Here is a 19,688-nt window from a genome sequence, read left to right as displayed (position 1 = left end):
CGGATGATTGATCTCGCCACTCGCCTCTCGCTACTCGCTACTCTTTTTCATCGCCTCTTCCAAAGCCGCCGCGTTCTTCTTTTCCGCTTCCGCGTTGGCCTTCGCCTCGGCGGCTTCCTTTTCCGATTTCTCGGCCGCGACCGGATCGGCGGCGTAGGGTTTTTCGTTGCGGTAACGGTTCAGCATTCTTTCGGCGAATGTTTTGACATCTTCGGGTGCCAACTCGACGACTTTTTCTTGCCAACCCACGGCGTCTTCGAAGCGGCCGACCGACGCCAATGCGGCGGCGAGTGCCGACAGGTCGCCGATGTTGCCGTAGGCGTTGATCTCGCAAGCTTTCTCAGCCGATTCGATCGCGGCCTCGCCGTCTCGCAACGACTCGTCATCGGCCGTCGCCAACAACCACGCTCGGTTTTGGTGGGCAAGCGCGTAGTTCGGGGCCAGCTTGATCGCTTGGTTGTAGTCCTTGAGTGCCGCAGCGGACTTGCCCAATTGATATCGGTTGTAGCCGCGGTTGTTCCACGCCACCGGGTCTTGATCGTCGAGTTCCAAGGCGGCTGAAAAATCGGATGCGGCAGCGGCAAACTCACGTTGTTGAAAACGGATGTAGCCACGTCCCATCACCGCCGCGACGTCCTTGGGGTTCATGTCGACGATGCGATCGAAATCCGCAATCGCGTCATCGAGTTTTCCAGCCGCCTTGTGGGCGATCGCACGCTGACGAAGTAACGCTGCGTTATCTTGCCGGACTTCGAGGGCGGCCGAGTAATCCTCGATCGCTTTGACGAATTCGCTCTGCGCCATGTGAACGGCCGCTCGATTGATCATCGGCGTGACGTCTTCGGGGTCGATCTGAAGCGCCTTGTCATAATCGCGAATGGCTGCGTCATGGTCTCCTTGAGCCGCGTAAAACAAACCACGACTGCTGTAAGCGTGAGCTTCTTCGTAACCCTTCTTGATCGCGGCGTTGAAATCGTCCATCGCTTCTTTTTGTTTCCCCAAGGCCCACCAAGCCGACGCTCGGAGCGTGTGATAGCGTCCCTCGTCGGGGAACTCCTCGATCAATTCCGTATAAATGTCGGTCGACTCGGCGAGTTCAACGGCGTTGACCTTGTCGACGGCGCCCCGGGTGCCCTCGTGGGTGACGATCACGTAATCCTCGCCGCGATCTTCCACGACGGTTAACAGGTCGCCTTTGGAGATAATGTCGACAACCTCATCCTCGGTCGCAAACCGCATTTCGACACGAGCGACCACGGGCTGGCCGGGATTCGCGGCGTCGCTCGAGACGCTCAAACCGACCGACGCTCCCAAGCTAAAACCGGCTGTTCCGAGCCAGCCGACAATCCGCCGGAGCGGTTCATGACGAGCGTATTTCCGAGTTCCGTGAAAGGTCGTCGATATCATCCGCGTGGTTTCCGAGACGGTGAGGAGGGGGGAAAATGCATTGCAGCACGCAATTTATCACAGCCTGGCGGAAACTCCCCACCCCCGAGAACGCCAATGTCAGGCTTTATTTCAGGGATTTCTGCTCAGGCGGTCTGTTGATTGAATCGTAACCCGATGCGTAAGCGAGGGATTGAACGTTATTAATTCTCTTTTGAGTATCCCTCGCTCACCGGCGTGTTGATTTAATCGTAACCCGATGCGTAAGCGAGGGATCGAACGCCATTAAATCCTTGGTAGGTATCCCTCGCTCACGCTTCGGGTTGCGATGCAAACTAAATCAACAGCCCGTCACGCATCGGGTTTCGATCAGGACAAAATCAACAGCCCGCTAGCCGCACGATTCGGCTGCAGTCCAAAAAGCGTGTTAATTTGCAGCGAACAAAGTGTTTAAGTGGATTGCATGCAATAGGCGAGATGTGTTCAATGTCACGGTTGGCAAAAATGGGACAAAAAAACTGGTAAAAACGATTGTACAGGCAAATGTTCCGTCTAATCTCGTGGACGAACGCTCCGCTCGGATCCAGTTCGCTTGGTCCTAGATTGGTTTGCCAGTCATCTTGTGTACACATTTCTCTGAAGAGGAACCTCTCGTGAAGACCCTTCCCCGTTTTCTGAGCGTCGCTGCCGCGATGCTTGCCTCCTGTGCCGGCATCGCGTCAGCCCAATGCATGCCATGCGGGGGATGTTCTGACCCGTGCGGAGTTTCTCCAACGGTTGTGAGCAGTCACTGTGGTGGCGCGATCGGCTGTGGCCAAGGCTACGTCGTTTCCAGCGGTGCCACCTACGCCGAATCCGTCGTTTCCTATGGTGATTCCTACGATCAATCCGTGTCTGTTAGTTCCATGCCCGCATCGGAAACCCTGTGCGAGCCGATGACGTCCTACCGCGTCGTGATGAAGCCGACTTATGTGACCGAGACTCAAGCGGTTTGCGTTCAGGAAACTCGCAGCGAAACCCGTTATCGCACCAAGACGGTTTACAAGACGGTGCCGATCGTCGAGGAAAACTACCGCACCAAGATGGTCAATGTTCCCAAAACGGAAACCAAGACGGTTACCTATTCGGTCCTCGTTCCGGTCAAAAGCGAAAAGTCCGTCGAGATCACCGAGACGGTGCCACAATGGAATGAGGTTCCCGAGACCTACACCGTTCGCGTTCCCTCATTGGTCGACGTGCCCGAAGAATACACGGTGAAAGTTCCACAACTTCGCGACGAGTCTTTCACTTACACGGTCAACGTCCCGCAAGTCGTCACCGAGGAAAAGACTCGCACGGTCACCAACGCGGTACCCGTGACTAAGACTCGCACGATTTCGATCTGTGTCCCCAAGACGGAAATGAAAACGGTCACCAAGGACTATGGACATTGGGAAGAACAGATCGTGGAAGTGGCCGCTGCTCCGGTCGCCACGAACGTCGCTTATAGCAGCGGCACCGGTTGTGGTTGCGGCAGTGGTGTGAGCTACGCCAGCGGAAGCGGTTGTGGATGTGGTTCGTCGAACCCGTGCGGATCAAGTCCCTGCTCATCACGCTGCGGTGGCTGCAGGAGCGTCAGCTACGGTGGATGCGGGGGCAGCGTCAGCCACTCCGCTCCGATCGTCGCAACGGCCTCGAATTGTGGACCGACGACCACCACCCAAACCAAACGCGTTTGGGTTCCGAATGTTCAAACCGAAACGGTGCCGGTGACCACCAGCAGTCAAGAATCGCAAGTCGTCACCTACACGGTTTACGAACAAGAGTCGATCCAAGTTCCGTATCAGTGCACGACATTGGTTTATCACCCAGAGACTCGCACCGGTACCAAGAAGGTCGTCGATTACGTCGACGAGGCTCGCACCCGCATGCGGAAGCAAGTCCAGTACAACGAAGAGACCCGTACGCGGATGCGTAAGACGTTAACGTACAACACGGTCACCAAGACGCAGACTGTACCGTACGTCACCTACACGACCGAAGAGCGTACCAAGGAAGTCAGCTACACCTACAACGTGCCTGAGTACACCGTCGAGCCTTACCAAACGACTCGCTACGAGCAAGTCGCCGAAGAAGAAATCGAAGAGTACACCGTGAGCGTTCCATACACGGTAACCAAAGAACAAACCGTTCAGGTTTGCAAAATGGTTCCGACCTTGGTCGAAGAGACGATCTCGCCTTGCACGAGCAGCAATGCTTCGGTCGGAATGGTCCACGGGGAAACCATCAACGTGGGTCCTTCGGTGATGGAAGGTGGTTGCGGAGGCGGCAATGGCTGTGGCGCTCCCGTCATGATGACCGCGCCCGCGGTCGGCAGTGGTTGCGGCGGATGCGGCGCCACCGTCAGTGCATCGCCCTGTATCGGGTGTTAAGCATCGCGTGAACAATAAGTGCTGGATTCTTAACGTGGCGTCGACTTTCAGTCGACGTTTCAGGGTTTGGCGACTGAAAGTCGCCACCACTTAATGTTCCCGCGATGCTAAGTCGCCCGATTGCCTAAGCACACGAACATAAGTTTTTGGCCAAACGCACGTAGCAGCGTCTCTCCGAGATGTTGAAAGCCGCGAGTTTCGGAGAGACTCGCCTATGTGTTTTGTTGATTTACTTGGGCAGTGTGCTTGTTGCTTCGGTCAAGATTGAATCTCAAGGTAGCGAAACCGGAACAAAACCGAATGATTGAATGCCCAGTTCAGCGGGGCGTGTCGATCTTGACGATTTCGGCACCGAGCAATTCGATGCAAGCCCGCACGATCGGCTTGGCTTCGATTTCTTGCATCCGCTGCATGCGGTTTTTAGCTTTCGGTTTGGCAACTTCTTTTTGAACCACGTTCGCTTTGGTGCCCGTGGCGAACGCCAACGAAACCTGTTTGCCGGTCACGCGGGAGATCGTCTTGACGATCTCATCGCGGTTGGTGGGCGATCCGCAGCGGCTCATCGCGAGGCCGGAAGACTCCGGAAACGTGAGGCAAACAACGCCAGGTTCGGGGGCTTCGACCCGTTCGGTCGCCCGCACCAAAGTCGCCGTGATCGGATCGATCTCGGCGAGAACTTGCTCCCAGGTCGACTGCAAAATGTCGTTGGTGATCGGATCGGTGTACTGGTCGCGGGGCGACGTATCAGCGGGCTTGGAGGGCGATTGCGTCGAAGGTGCGACGGCAGCAGACCGTGCCGCCGCTTGTGGGGCCGCCGCTGACGGGGCTTCGTCCGTAGCCACCGTTGCCGGTGATGCTATCGGCGACGATGCGATCCCCGCAGTCCGGGCGACCGGGTTAACTATCGCGTTTTTTTTTTCGATGTTACCCGGTTTTGATTTTGCCGCGACCGTTGCCGAGCCTCCGGCGGCACCACTGGCCGAAGTCAAGTCCACGATCGCTTGCAAGTCGGGCAGGTGACAGATTTGAATCAACGTCGATTCGAGTAGCACGCGAGCGTGAACGCTGTGCCGAATCCGCACGAGCGTTTCATCCACCAGCCCGACGATCGCAAGGACCGTTTGCAGTCCCCATTTTTGCGCCAGTTCGCTTAGTGCCGGATGCATGGACGCCGCCGCATAACGCATCAACTTGGCATCGCATCCGACGGCCACGGTCATCAAGTCGCGAAAATAACCAAGCATTTGTTCGGTCAGGCGTCCGGCGTCGACTCCCGCCGCGATGGCCTGGTCGACTTGCAATAACGCGTCGGCCGCGTCGCGCTGCTGCATCGCTTGGGCGAGCTGGTGCAACCGCTGGTCGTCGGCGGTACCCAACATCACGTGGACCTGATCGGCCGTTAAATGCCCGTCGCTGAAGCTGAGGACTTGCTCCAGTAGCGATTGGCTGTCTCGCATCGAACCGGCGGCGCGGCGGGCGAGCAGTTCCAAGGCTTCTTCGTCGGCCGTGCCGCTTTCCGACTGCACAATCTCACGCAAACGCCCGACGATCTTGCTACTTTCGACCGGCGCGAAGTCGAATCGTTGACAACGGCTGAGGACCGTGATCGGAATTTTTTCCGGGTCGGTCGTGCAAAAGATAAACTTGACGTGTTCGGGCGGTTCTTCGAGCGTTTTGAGCAACGCGTTGAAGGCCGCACCGGTCAACATGTGGACTTCGTCGATAATATAAATCTTGTACCGCGAACGACTCGGTCGCACGCCGACGTTCGCCCGGAGGGAGCGAATTTCATCGATCCCGCGGTTGCTCGCCCCGTCGATTTCGATCACGTCGACGTCTTCGCCCGAATCGATCGCCTGGGCGATGTCGTTGTCACTGTCGGGATGCGAGGTCGGCCCGCCCGGGTTATTAAGCGCCTTGGCAAAGATCCGCGCCGTGCTGGTCTTGCCCACCCCGCGGGCTCCGGTGAACAAGTACGCGTGGCCGACGCGGGACGTTTCGATCGCGCCTTGCAAAGCACGGGCGACATGGTCTTGGCCGACGAGCTGATCGAAATCTCGAGGACGATACCGTCGTGCGACAACGACGTACGATCCATCACCGGAATCGGGCGACTTTCCAGCGGCTCCAGGATTTCCGGACATGGACGAAACGTGTTCGGGGTTGAAAGAAAAAAACACCGCGCATTGGAGGCGACCCCCACACAGAGCGGCACCGTTTATGGCTGCTCCAGTTAAGGCCTGACCAGGTTCACAGCTTGCAATCGCAAGGGTCGCCACCATCACGCGGTGTCGTCATCACTATAGTCTAAGACATCAAGTGAGTTCGCGAAAGGCGTTCCAATCGGTTAACCTGAGCGGGGACCTGAAAGCGGTTCCGAGCGTCTTAGTCCTTATCAGGTAACGTTCTTTTCTGTCATTTTTGAAAAGGTATGAAATTGAGCAACGAAGTCGAAACGCAGGCCGAACCGGTCGTCGATACCCCCAAACCAACACGGTTTTCCAGTCGGGGCGACGTTTCTTGGAAAACATATTCGAACCAATGGCAAGAAAATCACGGGACAGCTTTGATGGCGTTTGCCTGTGGCGTTTTCCTCCTCGGTTGCGTGCTGATCTATTTTCAACAAAACCGATTTCGCCCACCCGCGTTCCCTTCGGCCGATGCGATCCAAAGCGTGCAGGGAAATCTGATCAGTCCGAGTTCCGGATTGGAAAACGGCGAATCAGGCTCGCTCGCGGGCGCAACACGGACGATCGTTACCGGGGCCGCAGAAGGGGGATCGATTCGGATCGCGATCTATCGCACGCCGGAGAGTTTCAACGATCCCGGTCAAGCGATCTGGAAACAAGCTTTCGAAGCGGGACAGGACGGTCAAGCAACCTACGATATTCCGAACGATGTCCTGGCTGAGCCGTTTGCAATCGCGGTTTATCACGACAAAAACAACAATGAGAAACTCGATCGAAACGCGTTGGGCATTCCGACGGAGCGTTATGGCTTCAGCAACGCGGCCCGCGGAAAACTTGGGCCGCCCACGTTTGAAGAAGCCCTTATCGACCGCCCCGCCGAAGGCGAAGCGATCGAACTGGAAATCTGGTAGGCGTCACTTTCGGCGATTAGCAGATCAGACCGAAACGACTGGCGAGTTTCGCTACCCTTAGGTTCGACCTGGACGAAGCACTCAAATTTATTTGGCGACGAAGCGGTAGATTTGGCCTCCGCCCATCATCGTGCTCATCAAGACTTCACCGGTGTCGGTACTGCCGAACGTGAATACGGGAAGTTGCTGCCACGCGATCGGGCGGTTCTCCAAAACGGCTTCGGTCTTTTCGTCAATTTTCATCGCCCATAAACGGCCGCTGACGTAGTCGCCGTAGAGATAGTACCCGTCCAGTTGAGGCGTCGCCTTGCCGCGGTAAACCGCCCCGCCGGTTACCGACTTACCCCAATCGTCGGTGTGCGGGTATTCGATCAACGGGTCGATCAGGCTGGGGGTCGCCTCGGATCCCTTGCTGCCATCGAGCGTAAATGAATGAGCCGCTTCGCGGAGACTCCAACCGTAGTTGCCGCCCTTACGAATCAGGTTGATCTCTTCCCATTCATTCTGGCCGACGTCGGCCGCCCACAGTCGTCCCGTCGGTTCGTCGAACGACATTCGCCAAATGTTTCTCACGCCCCACGCATAGATTTCCGGCCAAACACTGGCTCCTCTTCCCACGAGCGGGTTGTCCTTCGGAATCGCATAGGGCAAATCATTTTGCGTTTGATCGATGTCGATCCGCAGGATCGAACCGAGCAGCTTACTGAGATCTTGTCCGGACTTCAGCGGATCGTTGCCCTTTCCACCGTCGCCCAACGCGACATACAGATACCCGTCCGGACCGAACGCGACGGTGCCACCGTTGTGGTTCCAAAACGGTTGTTGGATCCGCATCAGTTCCCGCTCCGAACTCGGGTCACCGAATCGGTTTTGCGAGCCTTCGACGGTTCGGAATTCACTCAGCACCGAAACGTGCGGCCGGTCCGATGTGGTGTAGTAAGCGTAAAACTTACCGTTCTCACTGAACCGAGGATGAAACGCCAACCCGAGAAAGCCTTCTTCGTTTTCGCGATCTTTGTAGATCACCCGGTCGCTCAAGTCGACAAACATTTCGGGTTCGTCGACCTGTTCGTTGCTTTCGTCAAATACAAAGATCTCACCCGTTTGGCTGGCGACAAACAAACGACCGCTGCCATCGCCCGCACCGGTGATCACGATCGGGCGGCTGATGTTCAAGTTCGGGTACGCCCGCACAACTTCGATCGGCATCGGGGATGTATTGAGCGATTCGGGAGGGTTCGCCAAATTGATCGTCGGGGAAACGAACGTTTTCTCTTGGGCGTTCGCCGGTTCGAGCCCCACGATCCCGACCGTCGCGGCGATCAAGCCGCCGGTAAAAACCGACCATGCCGCTGCTTGCCGGCGAGAAAAAACATGCTTGCGTTGAGAAATCATATAGACTCTTCGTCTTGAGGAAAAAGGATTCAAAGGTAACTCACAAGGAATTGACGATGACGGTCATGACGTCCACTCCAACGCGCCAACATCAGACGCCCCATTTTCAAACTGCTTGGGTTAGTCCGATTGGCGAATTGCGAATCGTCGCCCGCCGCGACGGGTGCCTTGGATTGTACTTCCCTGATCATTCACCGCAGCCCCGTTACTGGAATTCACGAGATCCGCTTGAGAACACCCGATCCGCGACCGGGGAAGCCGGTATCTTAACCACCATCGTCGAGCAGCTCGACGAGTATTTTCAGGGTCAGCGAACCGAGTTCCGCATCCCCTATCATTTCGTGGGGACGCCGTTCCAAACTCAGGTTTGGCGTTACCTAACCCGCATCGTTCCCGGCGAGACTCAAACCTATCGCGAGGTCGCCATCGGAATCGGCCGACCAGCGGCGATCCGGGCGGTCGGAGCGGCGGTCGCCCGCAACCCGATCTCGATCCTCGTTCCCTGTCATCGCGTCGTCGGTAGCAATGGCAAGCTAACCGGCTTCGCCGGAGGTCTAGCCCGCAAAACATTCCTGCTCGACCTAGAGAAAAGATAGGCTGGCCAAAAGTAGGCTGGCTGGAGGAGGCTTTGCGACGAACACCCGGCATTACGGCAATTGGCCTTTGGCTGTTAGTGATTAGCTTATTCATCCGAAGTTTCCGCTGACGCGGACATAACTCACCCAACACAGTAACGACGATGACGCACGGCGTAACTTTTTTACTGACTCTAAGCCTTTCCGGATTGCTTCCCTTGGCGTGTCTGTGGGACTACGACACGCTCATTATGGAACGTTCGGCAGTGCCCACTGCATTGGAATCAATCGTCGGCTATTTTCCCCGACATAGCAAACATTACTACCGGTGGCGAATCAAAGACCGTGAATCGACGCCGGTCGATCAGCGTTCGCCAAGTGACTATGACGATATTGCGGTCGCCTACGAAAAACTTAACCAACACGACAAAGCCATCGAAGTCATCGACGCCAAGATATCACGTTGGCCTGAGATCGGACGTTATGAGTCCGAGGCAAATTTAGCTACGTTCCTGATACATGCCGGTCGACTGGAAGAAGGGATTGAACACATTGAAGCGGCACTGGCCATCAATCCGAAAGCGCATTTTGGAAGAGAAATCTATCAAAAGCGATTAGTTGAATATCTGTTGCAAAAAGACGTCCGGACAAACCGAACCCACGCTTTACAGTTTCCGATGCGTTTTGACGAATACCTCTATCATCAACGAGATGAAAATAAATCGGCAGAGGAATCGGTAGATGAGTACGAGGCCGGTATCCGGGGGTTGATCGGTATGCTGCGATTCGGAAACCACGATTCGCCGGTGTTACTGGCCGCGTTGGGGGACCTGCTCGCTTCCCAACTTGCCCCGGAGCAACGCGATTCGATCAACGCGAATCGTCTGGCCGCGCGTGCTTATTTGGTCGCTTCCTACAATTCCGACGAACCAGCTCGCACAAGAAATCGGGAACTCGCCCAAGCGGCCATTGCCATGCAGGTAGGCGAATCAATCGAATCGGTTGAGGCCGAACTTCGGGCGGAATTAATTCAAGCCGAACAACTCCAGCGGCGCATCGAGCAAGATGAAAAGAACTGGGGCGAACGCGGAGAAAACTTAGATGAGATGTTTGCGGCCGATTACGGACAAATCGCACCCTTGGTCGTTCAGCCGCGACGTTCACCTCAACGTCTCGTTGTCAGGATACTCGTGTTGGCGAGTGTAGCGGCTCTCGCGATCATCCTTTTGGTCGTTCGCAAACGCAGACACTATCTAAAACAATCCGCTGCCAATTGAATCGTGCACCGTGGTCGATCCTAACGAGATGATTTTTAACGTCGCTACCATCCATCAGTCGGTACTTGATCTCGCCCAGCGGGAGTCATCAGTGCTTGCCATACTCGATAATCAATCGATTGCCAGACCATTGCGTTAGTGAAGCGACTAAGGACCGGGTAAATGATTTCATCTGGCTGCTGGACGAAGATTAGATCTTCCGCATTGGTAAATCCAGATCGGTGCCAAGGCAACGCGTAAAGCGATTCGCTGAATAGGACTGTGTTTCCCTGACCATCTTTAAAATCCGAAAGGCGGATCGTCGGGCCGATCGGTGTCGTGTCATTAGAATGGGGTAAACGTGCCGCGACTCGACTGCCGCTCGTTCCGAACGTTGCCGACATTGAATCTTCCCAATCGAAGTAGAGTCTCTCGCCTTTCGGATGGTTGATCTCAAAGATCGTTGCGAGTTGGTCAGGAATCGGGCAAGCGACGCCAGCATTGATGATCCACGCGCTGCAGAATGCCGGGTCTCCGCCGAAGCGGCTGCGACCCAGCCTACAGTGGCAACCCTGTCGATGATTGTGGCATGGCTGTTTGCAGACGCTTGGTGAGGGAAACTTTGGTGGGGCGATCGAATGATCGGATGCAATTTCCCTGACCATCCCAGACTTCACTGGCGAACCACAATCCGGTGTCCGTGCCCATCAACAACATCGCTTGGGCGCGACCGATATCCACCGTTTGAATCAGTTGGTTTCGACAATCAATGCCTTGATTCCATGCGATCTCTCGGACGATGCACTGCGTCACGCCAGGCAACACCCGGTCGACGGGGGCGAAGACCAATTCATCGTCGACTACCAACGCCAAGTTGGCAACACTCGATTCGGTCCACGAATCGTCTTCGTCTCGTAAGACACCGGTGCTGCCTCGCCGAATGGACTCGGACTGTTGATCGGCCAAGAAATAATGCAAGCGGCTGCGGACCTTCGCCGACCGAGGCCAACAATCCGGGGCGGGCTGTCGTATATCGGTGAGCACCACCGACTGCCCCTCGGTGCGGCGAATCCGGACCGCCTCGTGATCGATCGGATTGAGATGCACGGCATAGGTCACGCCACCTTGGTTGCTCAAGCGACGACCGGGAGTCGCCCAGACGGTGATACCGACGTCGACTTGTTGGCTCACCCAATCGCGATTGCGATCAATGATCTCATCGATCAACCGCTCGATCGCATCCATCGAAACACTCGCGTCCATTCCGATCGATCGAAGCGTTTGAGCGAACCGCTGCAAGTGACGATCGACGGCGAACGGACGGCGGTCATAGGTTCGCAGACGCTCGACGGCGGTCACGCCTTGGCGGAAACCGAGATCCTCGATGGGCAACCGAATCTGATCGGTCGGCAGCCATCCGTTTTGTCCGATCGCATCACAACAGAAAAATCCGATCGGGACAAATACGTCCGTCGGAAGGTTGCCGTCGTTTCCTATGCCGGCACTTTCGTCGGGCTGGTTTGCGATTGTCGGGCGACCGCCGCTCGGGATTGTTGCCATAATTTTCGGATCGCTGCGGTCAACGAGACTTCGTTCGTTTGATGGTAAATCGAATCCGCCGGAAGCCCCGCCGTGAGTCGTCGATGGGCTTCGCCCAAGTTGTGATAGGGTAGTCGGGGGAACAGATGGTGCAACGCATGGTAACGGGTTCCGATCGGTCCCCAAAGTTCGGTGATCCAAGGTCGCTCGGGAAAGTTCACCGAATCGGTTAGTTGATCGGCGAAACTCATCTCGCCGCCGTCATTGGTCCAGCGGTGGGCTCCCAACGTACGCACTTCGTTGAGCACCAAGATGCCAACGCCGACGGAATACGCAATGAACCAAAACGGATCGATCAGTTGATCACGCATGATATACCCGCGAATGAAGAACCAAACCAACCAAGCGAAGCACAGAACCTCCTGCAAGATCACGATCCGCATCACCTTCGGTGACGAGTCCCGCCGTTGGTAGGTCGGGTCGACCAACATCGTCGACATGTGGCGGTGAACGATCGGACGAAGTTTCGGTGCGATCCAACACAACGGACTGATGACCAGAAAACGTAGCACCGCTAGCAATGGCAAGATCAAGGCCTGGGCGATGAACCCAACGATCATCCATGGACCACGATTCGCTAGCGGCAAGTACTCGCCGTCGTGTTCGGTGCCGTAGTGTTTGCGGCGGTGATGGTCGACGTGCGGGTAATACAGGAACGATGGAACCAGGAAAAAGATTCCGCACAGTCCGTTCCAGGCGATGCGAAAAAACGTGAATCCTTTGTCCGGCAAATGCACGAGTTCATGTATGAACATCAAGGCCCGCATGTACAAAATCACGGTGACGACATAGCACAACCCCATCACGGCGATCGACCAGGGCTCAAAACCATACAGCCGATGCATCCAAAAAATGGCGTGCAACGTGATGTGGCCGATGATGATCGACACCAAAAAATCCGCCCAGTAAATCCACGGGTTGGGACGCTGGAGATCGGCGATCAGGGTGCGGGCTTGGACGAAGCTGAACGGGTGGCAGGATGCTGGATTCGTTTTGCTAGCCATCATGCAGTCATTTGGAACACAGGACAGGTTGGTGATGAGTCTTATTGAATTACCATTATTCAATTCTGTCTATTGCAAATAGTAATCCATCCCTCCGCTTGGTGGTTTTAAAGACAGGATTCATCACATCGATGTCAAGAGGAAACTGGGGTTTTGTTGCCTCGTCCAGAGTTGTATCGTCAACACTCAACACGAGTGCTTCGTCAAAATTTAGTTTCAGGGTGAGCCGAACGCGCTAGCGGGCTGTTGATTGAGTGCACGATTGGGCGTTTTCGTTTAACGGCAAGCCGCAGGCGTCTGCGTTCTCAAGCTCTGTCGCCTGCGGCTTGCCGTTAAACGACTAAATCAACAACCCGCTAGCGTCGGGTGTTGAGCAATGCCCGCAGCTAGCGCCGTCGGCTCACTTCGCTAACCCTAATTTTTACGTTTTGACGGAGCAGACCCTATTTACGGTAGCGTTTATCGTTGGGATCGCCGCCGGACATCAAGTAACCCATCAGATCGCGTATTTCTTCGGCGTTGAGGTTGTTGAGCAATCCCTCAGGCATTTGAGAGATCTTCGATGCACTGATGTCTTCGATGTCGTCCGCGTCGACCTTGATCGCTTGAAGCGGCTCTTGGCTGCCTTGGGTCTGATTAGGGTAGACCAATAAATTGCCGTTTTCTTGTTCGACCACCAATCCGGTCAAAATCGTGCCATCGGCCAAAAGCACCGTCGAGGAACCGTACTGATCCGAGATCACCCGACTGGGGTGGACAATCGCATCGAGCACGTAGTTTTCGTCAAACTTGTTTCGGACGCTGGTCAGGTCCGGTCCGATGTCACCTCCGAGTCCGGCGAGACGGTGGCAGGCGGCACATTGGGCGCTGAAGAACAGCGACCGTCCGGCGTCGAAATCGGGTTTGCCGCGTGAAGCGGCGGACGCGGTCTCCATCGTCCATACCTTACCGGGTCCACGGATCGGGAGGATCTCGAAATCCGGCAACGGGTTGAAATCCTCACCTGTGATTTCTTCGAGGGCCTTGCGTTGTTCGCTGCTGCAGAGCGCGAGGGCTTCGTCACGGGTGCGGGTCAAGTAACCGGGGTAGCTCGCCCCTCCAGACGCTGTGGCGGCTTCATTCAAGAAGGTGAAGTATTCACGACGCAAGTCCAACGTCCAGCCTTTACGAATGTTTCGCAACATGAAGGCGTATTGGATCTCACGCGCCGGCGGCGGGTTGTCGATCATTCGTTGAACGCCCGCGCCGTAACCGCTGTTGCGTGAAGCAATCTGCGACCAATCCGGTGCCGCCGCAGGGCCTCGGTCGCGAATCAACTGCATCGCCTTGGCAACGACACCGGGGTGTCGCAGGGCAACCAAGACACGGATCAACTCTTGGTTCACGTCGGCGTTAGCGCTGGGCAACATCGGGTCAAGCTGCGAGATAATTCGTTCTCGCTGCTCCTCGGCGGGATCGCCCAAACGCATGAAGGTCAATGCGTAAGCACGCAACAAACCGAGCAGTTTGGCGTCGTCGAGTTCTTCCGCACGTAGCGACAGAAGATGATCGAGCAACGGCCCGGCGTGCGATTCGTTGCCCATACGAGCCAACGCAACAGCCGAAGTGATCACGGTTTGAGGATCGGTGCTGCTCAGGGCCATCGCCGACCAGCGATCGACCGGTTGGCTTTCGACGGCGATTCGCGCGGCGTGTCGCAAGAACCGATCGGGGTTGGCCAGATAAGGCCATGCTGTCGAAATGGCGTCGGCATGTTCGACCCCGTGGAAAGCTTCTAATTGTCTACGTTGACCACGCGCGACCGTGGCCGGGTCATTAATGCCCGGCGCGACCGGAGCCGTGGTGGCTTCGTCGCCGACGTAGCGAACGCGGAACATCGCTGACTCGGTGCCGCGGCCGCCGACGGCAAAGATCAACGAACCGTCCTGGCCGACGACTGCGTCGGTTACGGGCAGAGGAACCGAATAGACGAACGGTTCGGCACTGCCGGTGTAGCTGGCACCGTCAGGTTGCAGGTGGATCGCGTAGATCGTACCGAACGTCCAATCGAGGGCAAAGATCGCGTCTTGGTAGCGAGTCGGGAACGCCGTCCCGGTACCCGAGACCACGCCGGTGGGCGAGCCGGGACCGATGTCGACGACCGGCGGCAAAGTATCTTCGTAGTAGGTCGGCCATTTGCCGCTGCCACTTCGCCATCCGAAGTCGGCACCGCTGACGACGTTGCAGATCCGCGTCGGTCGGTACCACGGCAATCCCAGGTCCCATTCCATGTCGGCATCGTAGGTAAACAGATCGCCAAATCGGTTCAACGCGATGTCGTATTGATTGCGAAAACCGATCGCGTGCAGGATTTGTTTTTGCGTCTGAACATTCAAACGCGTCACCCAGCCGCCGGGTGCCATTCGGCCACGGGCGTGACCGTTGCTGTCCCACATACGCGGCAGCAACAGCCCCTCGTACCAAGTCGGCACACGGCTTGATTCGGTTTCGGCCAAGTCCGCGTGGTTGCCGCCATCCATGTAAATCGCCTCGCCGTCTTCGGTGACGACGACGGCATGGTTGCCGTGTTCGCCGCCGCCGGTGCCGCCGGGGAATTCTTGGGCGGTGTCCAAAACGTCGTCTCCGTCGGAATCGGTCAGTCGATAAAGATGGCCGCCGTTTCGGTGAAACCACAAACTATCAAACGCCCACACCAATCCTTGGGCTCCAGACAAACCGGCCAACTGACCGACCGACACCTTTTCGACTTGGGCGGGTCCATTCTCTTGTAACGTGACACGGTACAAGCCTGCCCCGGCTTGGTCACAAGCATAAATGCGTCCCTTCGGATCGGTGGCCAATGAAACCCAGCTGCCTTGGTCGGGGGTCAATCGATAGATACGATCGACGACGAACCCGGGTGGCACGATCACGTTTTTGGCGTGCAGGGGATCCGCGTTCTTGCCGGACGACGAACCCGGTGCCTGATATCCGGGAATCCCCCAAGGTCCTTCGCCGAGCTTTTGAATGACTTTGACTTGGGACCATGTCTCGTCTTTGAAATCAACGCCTTGCCAGTTCTGAGGTTCCGTCTCGGTCAGCAACCAACCACGGTCGGTGACGACGGTTTGAGTGGAGTCGTCTTTGTTTTGGATCCGCATTTTGACCAACAAAGCCGCGACCCCGCCGTCGTTCTTTCCTTCGATGGCGATCACGTTTTGGCCGGGGCGAAGGTGTTTGGCGACGTCGGTTTGGATCGGTTTTTCCCAAGCGTTGCTGTTGCCGATGGCCTCGCCGTTGATCCAAATTTGAAATTGGTTATCGCAAGTTGCGTAAAGCTGTGCCGTCTTGGCGTCCCCGTTGATCGCGAAGGTCTTGCGAAACCAAACCTTTTGATTCGATGCCGATCGATCAGCCCAAACCCATTGGGGGACGGGCTTCTGTTTGAGCCAGTCGGAGTCCTTCGGTTGGGTTGACGCGGAATCATCGGGTGAATCGGTCTTGGGTGGGACGCTGTTAACGGCCGCATCGAGTGTTCGCTCCGCCTCGGGGCCGCTGAGCGGACGCATCATCAGATTGCGAAACTCGACCTTCATGGCCGGGCCTTGATGCAGTTGCAAGCCGAGCTTGCCGGTTCGTTTCGCGTCGGGATGATTGTCCGTCAGATCAAGCGTCGTGATTCCGTTGACTTGATGAATCATCCGGTTGCCCACCGCGACGATTCTTAGGTCGTTCCATTCGCTATCGACAAAAACCTCTTTGTTGCCGACTTGTCCGACGACGCTGGACTTGCCGTCCGGCGACACGACGACGCGTTGGCCCCGCTGGCCGATGATGCCGCGGCCTGTTCTTTCACCGTACATCATGCCGAAGTATTCTTGATTGGGGTGCAAATCGGCCTGATAGCCCGCCAGCGCGAACCCGGTCGGATCCACCAGCTCGCTGCGGTATTGAACCCCCGAGTTGTTGCCTTCGAAACGGACCTTGCATCGGAATTCAAAATCCGCCGTTTCGCCGCCTTGATAAATCAAGAAGGTATTGGCCTTGATCGGATTTTCCGCAGTCGTCTGGCCTACGATCGCACCGTCTTGGACTGACCAAAGTTCCAGGTTGCCTTTCCAGCGGGTGAGTGATTCGCCATCAAAAAGGATCTGGAAACGGGCATCGACTTCGGTTTGGCGGGTCGCTTCGGCGGCGGGACCTTGCGCGGACAGGTCGCTCGGCCAAGCGAACAGAGAGAAAACGCCGAGAACAGCTACGGCAATCTGCCGGAACAAACGTGGGGGCATGGTGGGAAGCGGGGTGGGGGGGGAGGTGGGAGCGGAACAACCGCACCATGATACTCCAAGGATTCGCTTCGCACGACTTCGTAGTACGACAAATCGATGCTGGCGGGCTGTTGGTTTAATCGTAACCCGCTGCGTAAGCGAGGGATGAGTCCAATACCAATGATCCCTCGCTTACGCAGCGGGTTGCGATGCGGACTAAATCAACATCCCGCCGGCCCTGAGATGCCTTCGACGCAAAAAACAAGACGAGACGACCGCCCCCGTGCCCCAGGGGTCAGCCGTTCGTCTTGTTGCCCTGGATATATCATCGACCGTGGACACAGGATCATTGATGCGGGAAAACACCCAAAAAAACTCGCGAAAATTCCTTTGAACTTGGAATGGCTTCGAGCGATGGGGCGACCCCGGCCCGACGATCTTGATTCCGTGTTAGATTACCGTCCATGCACCAATGCTCTCACCATCATGTCACAGAACAAAACTACGGCACCGCGTTCGCCGTGGGCGTTTCGCTCAACGTGATCTTTGTTGTGATCGAAGCGGCTTACGGCGTTTACGGCAATTCGTTGGCGCTGCTCGCCGACGCGGGACACAACCTCAGCGACGTTCTGGGACTGCTGCTGGCGTGGGCGGGTTACGCATTGGGCAAGATCCATCCGACCCAAACTCGCACCTACGGTCTTCGCAGCACCACCATTTTGGCGGCGTTGTTGAACGCCCTGTTGCTTCTGTTGGCCGTCGGGGGAATTGCTTGGGAAGCGATCGGACGGTTCGCCAGCGACAGCGAAGTGGCGGCACCGACCGTGATCGTGGTCGCGTTGATCGGCGTCGTGATCAATACGGTGACCGCGTTGTTGTTCATGAAGGGCAGGCACGACGATATCAATCTTCGAGGTGCGTTCTTGCACATGGCCGCCGACGCGCTGTTGTCGTTGGGCGTGGCGATTGCCGGCACCGTGATCCTTTACACTAGCTGGCAGTGGATCGATCCGCTCATGAGCCTTTTGATCGCGGTTATCATCTTTGTTGCCACGCTCGGGTTGCTGCGTGATTCGTTTGAACTCGCCGTGCAGTCGGTTCCCAAACACATTTGTATCGGCGACGTGGAGGACTACCTTGCGGCGTTGCCTGGTGTTGAAGCGGTCCATGACCTGCATGTTTGGGCGATCAGCACGACGGAAACGGCGCTCACGGTTCACTTGGTCAAATCCAGCATTGAAAGCGACGACGCATTATTGCGCCAGATCGCGCACGATTTGGAGCACGACTTTCGAATCAGCCATTCGACAATTCAAATCGAGAGAGATCTGAATCAGACGCGGTGTGCTCAGGCCGAACCTGGATCTCTATAAGACCGATAGCCGGTGTCATGAGGTCGGCGCGGCAACAATCGGTTTGATCGGTTCGACGTGGTCCATGAAGTCGAGTTGGACTCGGACGATTTCTTTTGTCGAGGCGAAGAATGCATCGAGCACATCAGGATCGAAGTGGGTCCCGCGTCCTTCTCGTAAGATCGAGAAACATTTTTCACGCGGCATCGCTTTCTTATAAGGACGTTCGGCCGACAACGCATCGAAAACGTCCGCGACCGCTGTGATTCGTCCTTCGAGCGGAATATCCGTTCCGGCTAACCCGAGCGGGTATCCGGTGCCGTCGAATCGTTCGTGATGCGTTTGCGCGATGCTGGCCGCTAATCGCATCAATGCACTACCGTTGCGAAGCATATCGCTGCCGAAGTCCACGTGTTGACGCAGCAATCGGGCATCCGTACCGGCGTGCGGTTCGATGATTTGATGACCGAACTTGACGTGGTTTTGAATGATCTCGAACTCTTCGGGTTCAAGCTTTCCGGGTTTGAGCAGAATCGCATCAGGGATCGCGATCTTGCCGACGTCATGCAGTTGAGCGGCCATCTCGATGTCGCGTATGAACCATTCAGGCAAGCCCATACTCTTGGCAATGATCCCGGCAAAACGTCCGACTCGGATCACATGGTTACCGGTGTCGTTGTCGCGAAGTTCGGCGGCACGGGCCAAACAGTAAACGACTTCGCGACGTGACGCTTCCAATTCTCGGGTGCGTTGCTCGACCTTGATTTCCAATTCCGTCGCGTGATGCTGCAAACGGTCTTGGAACGACTTCATTTTTAAGGAGTTTCGAACCCGCGGAGTGAGGTCCATCGGATCAACGGGCTTGAGCAGAAAGTCGGTCGCGCCAAGTTCCAAACAAGTCAACTTGATGTTTTCGTCCGTGTTGGCCGTCAGAATCAGAACCGGCAAGTGTTTGTATTCGGGTGTGCGGCGGAGCTCTCGCAAGATCTCAATACCGTCCACGCTCGGCATGTTGATGTCCAGCAGCAAGATATCCGGCTTCGTCGCATTAATGATCCGTATCGCGGCAGCCGAATCCGTCGTGGTCTCGAACGAACGATAGCCGGCTCGCTCTAAGTATTTCTTGACGATCAATACGTTGGCGATCTCGTCGTCGACGATCATGATTTTGCCAGGCAACACATGCGCCGGTCGATCCGCCAAAACTGGTTTGGCTGCGGACGTTGCCGCCGGCAACGCCCCCAGCGGGTTTGCGGAGAAGGCGGTACTGGAAGGTGCAACGGTAATCGTTGAATCGCTCATGGAACCCAGACAAAAGTTTGAAATATGCCGATCCGAAACGGGGCCTACCATTGATCGGATT

General features: G+C 56.3%; 13 protein-coding genes and 1 other RNA gene. 5 read left to right on the top strand and 9 right to left on the bottom strand.

What is annotated here, in order from left to right; translation table 11 throughout:
* Positions 1 to 30: 30 nt before the first annotated feature.
* The gene (locus Pla100_RS03850; protein ID WP_146576283.1) at positions 31 to 1,407 is read right to left on the bottom strand and encodes a tetratricopeptide repeat protein; all 1,377 of its coding nucleotides are present in this window, start codon (positions 1,405 to 1,407) and stop codon (positions 31 to 33) included.
* Between the two features lie 671 nt (positions 1,408 to 2,078).
* Between Pla100_RS03850 and Pla100_RS03845 the strand changes: the two genes are divergently transcribed.
* On the top strand, positions 2,079 to 3,797 hold the full coding sequence (locus tag Pla100_RS03845; protein WP_146576629.1) for a ferredoxin: 1,719 nt from the start codon (positions 2,079 to 2,081) through the stop codon (positions 3,795 to 3,797).
* Positions 3,798 to 4,114: 317 nt separating this feature from the next.
* Here the strand turns inward: Pla100_RS03845 and dnaX are convergent, their stop codons facing one another.
* Both dnaX and ffs read right to left on the bottom strand, forming a co-directional pair.
* A complete protein-coding gene (gene dnaX, locus Pla100_RS03840; protein ID WP_146576282.1) occupies positions 4,115 to 5,941 on the bottom strand; it encodes a DNA polymerase III subunit gamma/tau in 1,827 nt (608 codons plus the stop codon).
* Between the two features lie 41 nt (positions 5,942 to 5,982).
* Positions 5,983 to 6,077: signal recognition particle sRNA small type (ffs, locus tag Pla100_RS03835), an RNA gene on the bottom strand.
* Between the two features lie 151 nt (positions 6,078 to 6,228).
* Between ffs and Pla100_RS03830 the strand changes: the two genes are divergently transcribed.
* Entirely contained in the window at positions 6,229 to 6,897 is a 669-nt protein-coding gene (locus Pla100_RS03830; RefSeq protein WP_146576281.1) for a DUF2141 domain-containing protein, read from the top strand.
* Between the two features lie 87 nt (positions 6,898 to 6,984).
* Here the strand turns inward: Pla100_RS03830 and Pla100_RS03825 are convergent, their stop codons facing one another.
* Complete coding sequence (locus tag Pla100_RS03825; protein WP_146576280.1) at positions 6,985 to 8,292, bottom strand: PQQ-dependent sugar dehydrogenase; 1,308 nt, start codon at positions 8,290 to 8,292, stop codon at positions 6,985 to 6,987.
* A 65-nt stretch (positions 8,293 to 8,357) separates the two neighbouring features.
* Between Pla100_RS03825 and Pla100_RS32145 the strand changes: the two genes are divergently transcribed.
* Both Pla100_RS32145 and Pla100_RS03815 read left to right on the top strand, forming a co-directional pair.
* Positions 8,358 to 8,888, top strand: a complete 531-nt coding sequence (locus tag Pla100_RS32145) for a methylated-DNA--[protein]-cysteine S-methyltransferase (protein WP_146576279.1) — start codon at positions 8,358 to 8,360, stop codon at positions 8,886 to 8,888.
* A 245-nt stretch (positions 8,889 to 9,133) separates the two neighbouring features.
* Entirely contained in the window at positions 9,134 to 10,144 is a 1,011-nt protein-coding gene (locus Pla100_RS03815; protein ID WP_146576278.1) for a hypothetical protein, read from the top strand.
* Between the two features lie 44 nt (positions 10,145 to 10,188).
* Here the strand turns inward: Pla100_RS03815 and Pla100_RS32370 are convergent, their stop codons facing one another.
* From Pla100_RS32370 to Pla100_RS03795, 4 genes are all read right to left on the bottom strand, one after another.
* The gene (locus Pla100_RS32370) at positions 10,189 to 10,527 is read right to left on the bottom strand and encodes a DUF1559 family PulG-like putative transporter (protein WP_231602658.1); all 339 of its coding nucleotides are present in this window, start codon (positions 10,525 to 10,527) and stop codon (positions 10,189 to 10,191) included.
* 154 nt (positions 10,528 to 10,681) lie between these two features.
* On the bottom strand, positions 10,682 to 11,683 hold the full coding sequence (locus Pla100_RS03805; protein WP_146576276.1) for an aminotransferase class IV: 1,002 nt from the start codon (positions 11,681 to 11,683) through the stop codon (positions 10,682 to 10,684).
* Positions 11,617 to 12,726, bottom strand: coding sequence for a fatty acid desaturase family protein (locus tag Pla100_RS03800; protein WP_146576628.1), 1,110 nt, complete (start codon positions 12,724 to 12,726; stop codon positions 11,617 to 11,619). The genes Pla100_RS03805 and Pla100_RS03800 overlap by 67 nt, the downstream gene beginning before the upstream one ends.
* Positions 12,727 to 13,169: 443 nt before the next feature.
* Positions 13,170 to 16,994: a family 16 glycoside hydrolase gene (locus Pla100_RS03795; RefSeq protein WP_146576275.1), complete on the bottom strand. Its 3,825-nt coding sequence runs from the start codon at positions 16,992 to 16,994 to the stop codon at positions 13,170 to 13,172.
* 443 nt (positions 16,995 to 17,437) lie between these two features.
* Here Pla100_RS03795 and Pla100_RS03790 point away from each other — a divergent pair, with 443 nt between their 5' ends.
* The gene (locus Pla100_RS03790) at positions 17,438 to 18,346 is read left to right on the top strand and encodes a cation diffusion facilitator family transporter (protein ID WP_146576274.1); all 909 of its coding nucleotides are present in this window, start codon (positions 17,438 to 17,440) and stop codon (positions 18,344 to 18,346) included.
* Positions 18,347 to 18,361: 15 nt separating this feature from the next.
* Here the strand turns inward: Pla100_RS03790 and Pla100_RS03785 are convergent, their stop codons facing one another.
* Positions 18,362 to 19,627 carry an HD-GYP domain-containing protein gene (locus Pla100_RS03785; RefSeq protein WP_231602655.1) on the bottom strand — a complete coding sequence of 422 codons (1,266 nt, stop codon included), beginning with the start codon at positions 19,625 to 19,627 and terminating at the stop codon, positions 18,362 to 18,364.
* Between the last annotated feature and the right edge of the window lie 61 nt (positions 19,628 to 19,688).

The organism is Neorhodopirellula pilleata (genome assembly GCF_007859915.1).
Taxonomy (GTDB): domain Bacteria; phylum Planctomycetota; class Planctomycetia; order Pirellulales; family Pirellulaceae; genus Rhodopirellula; species Rhodopirellula pilleata.
The sequence above is the reverse complement of the archived record's forward strand: the minus strand, read 5'-3'. Positions and strand labels throughout refer to the sequence as shown.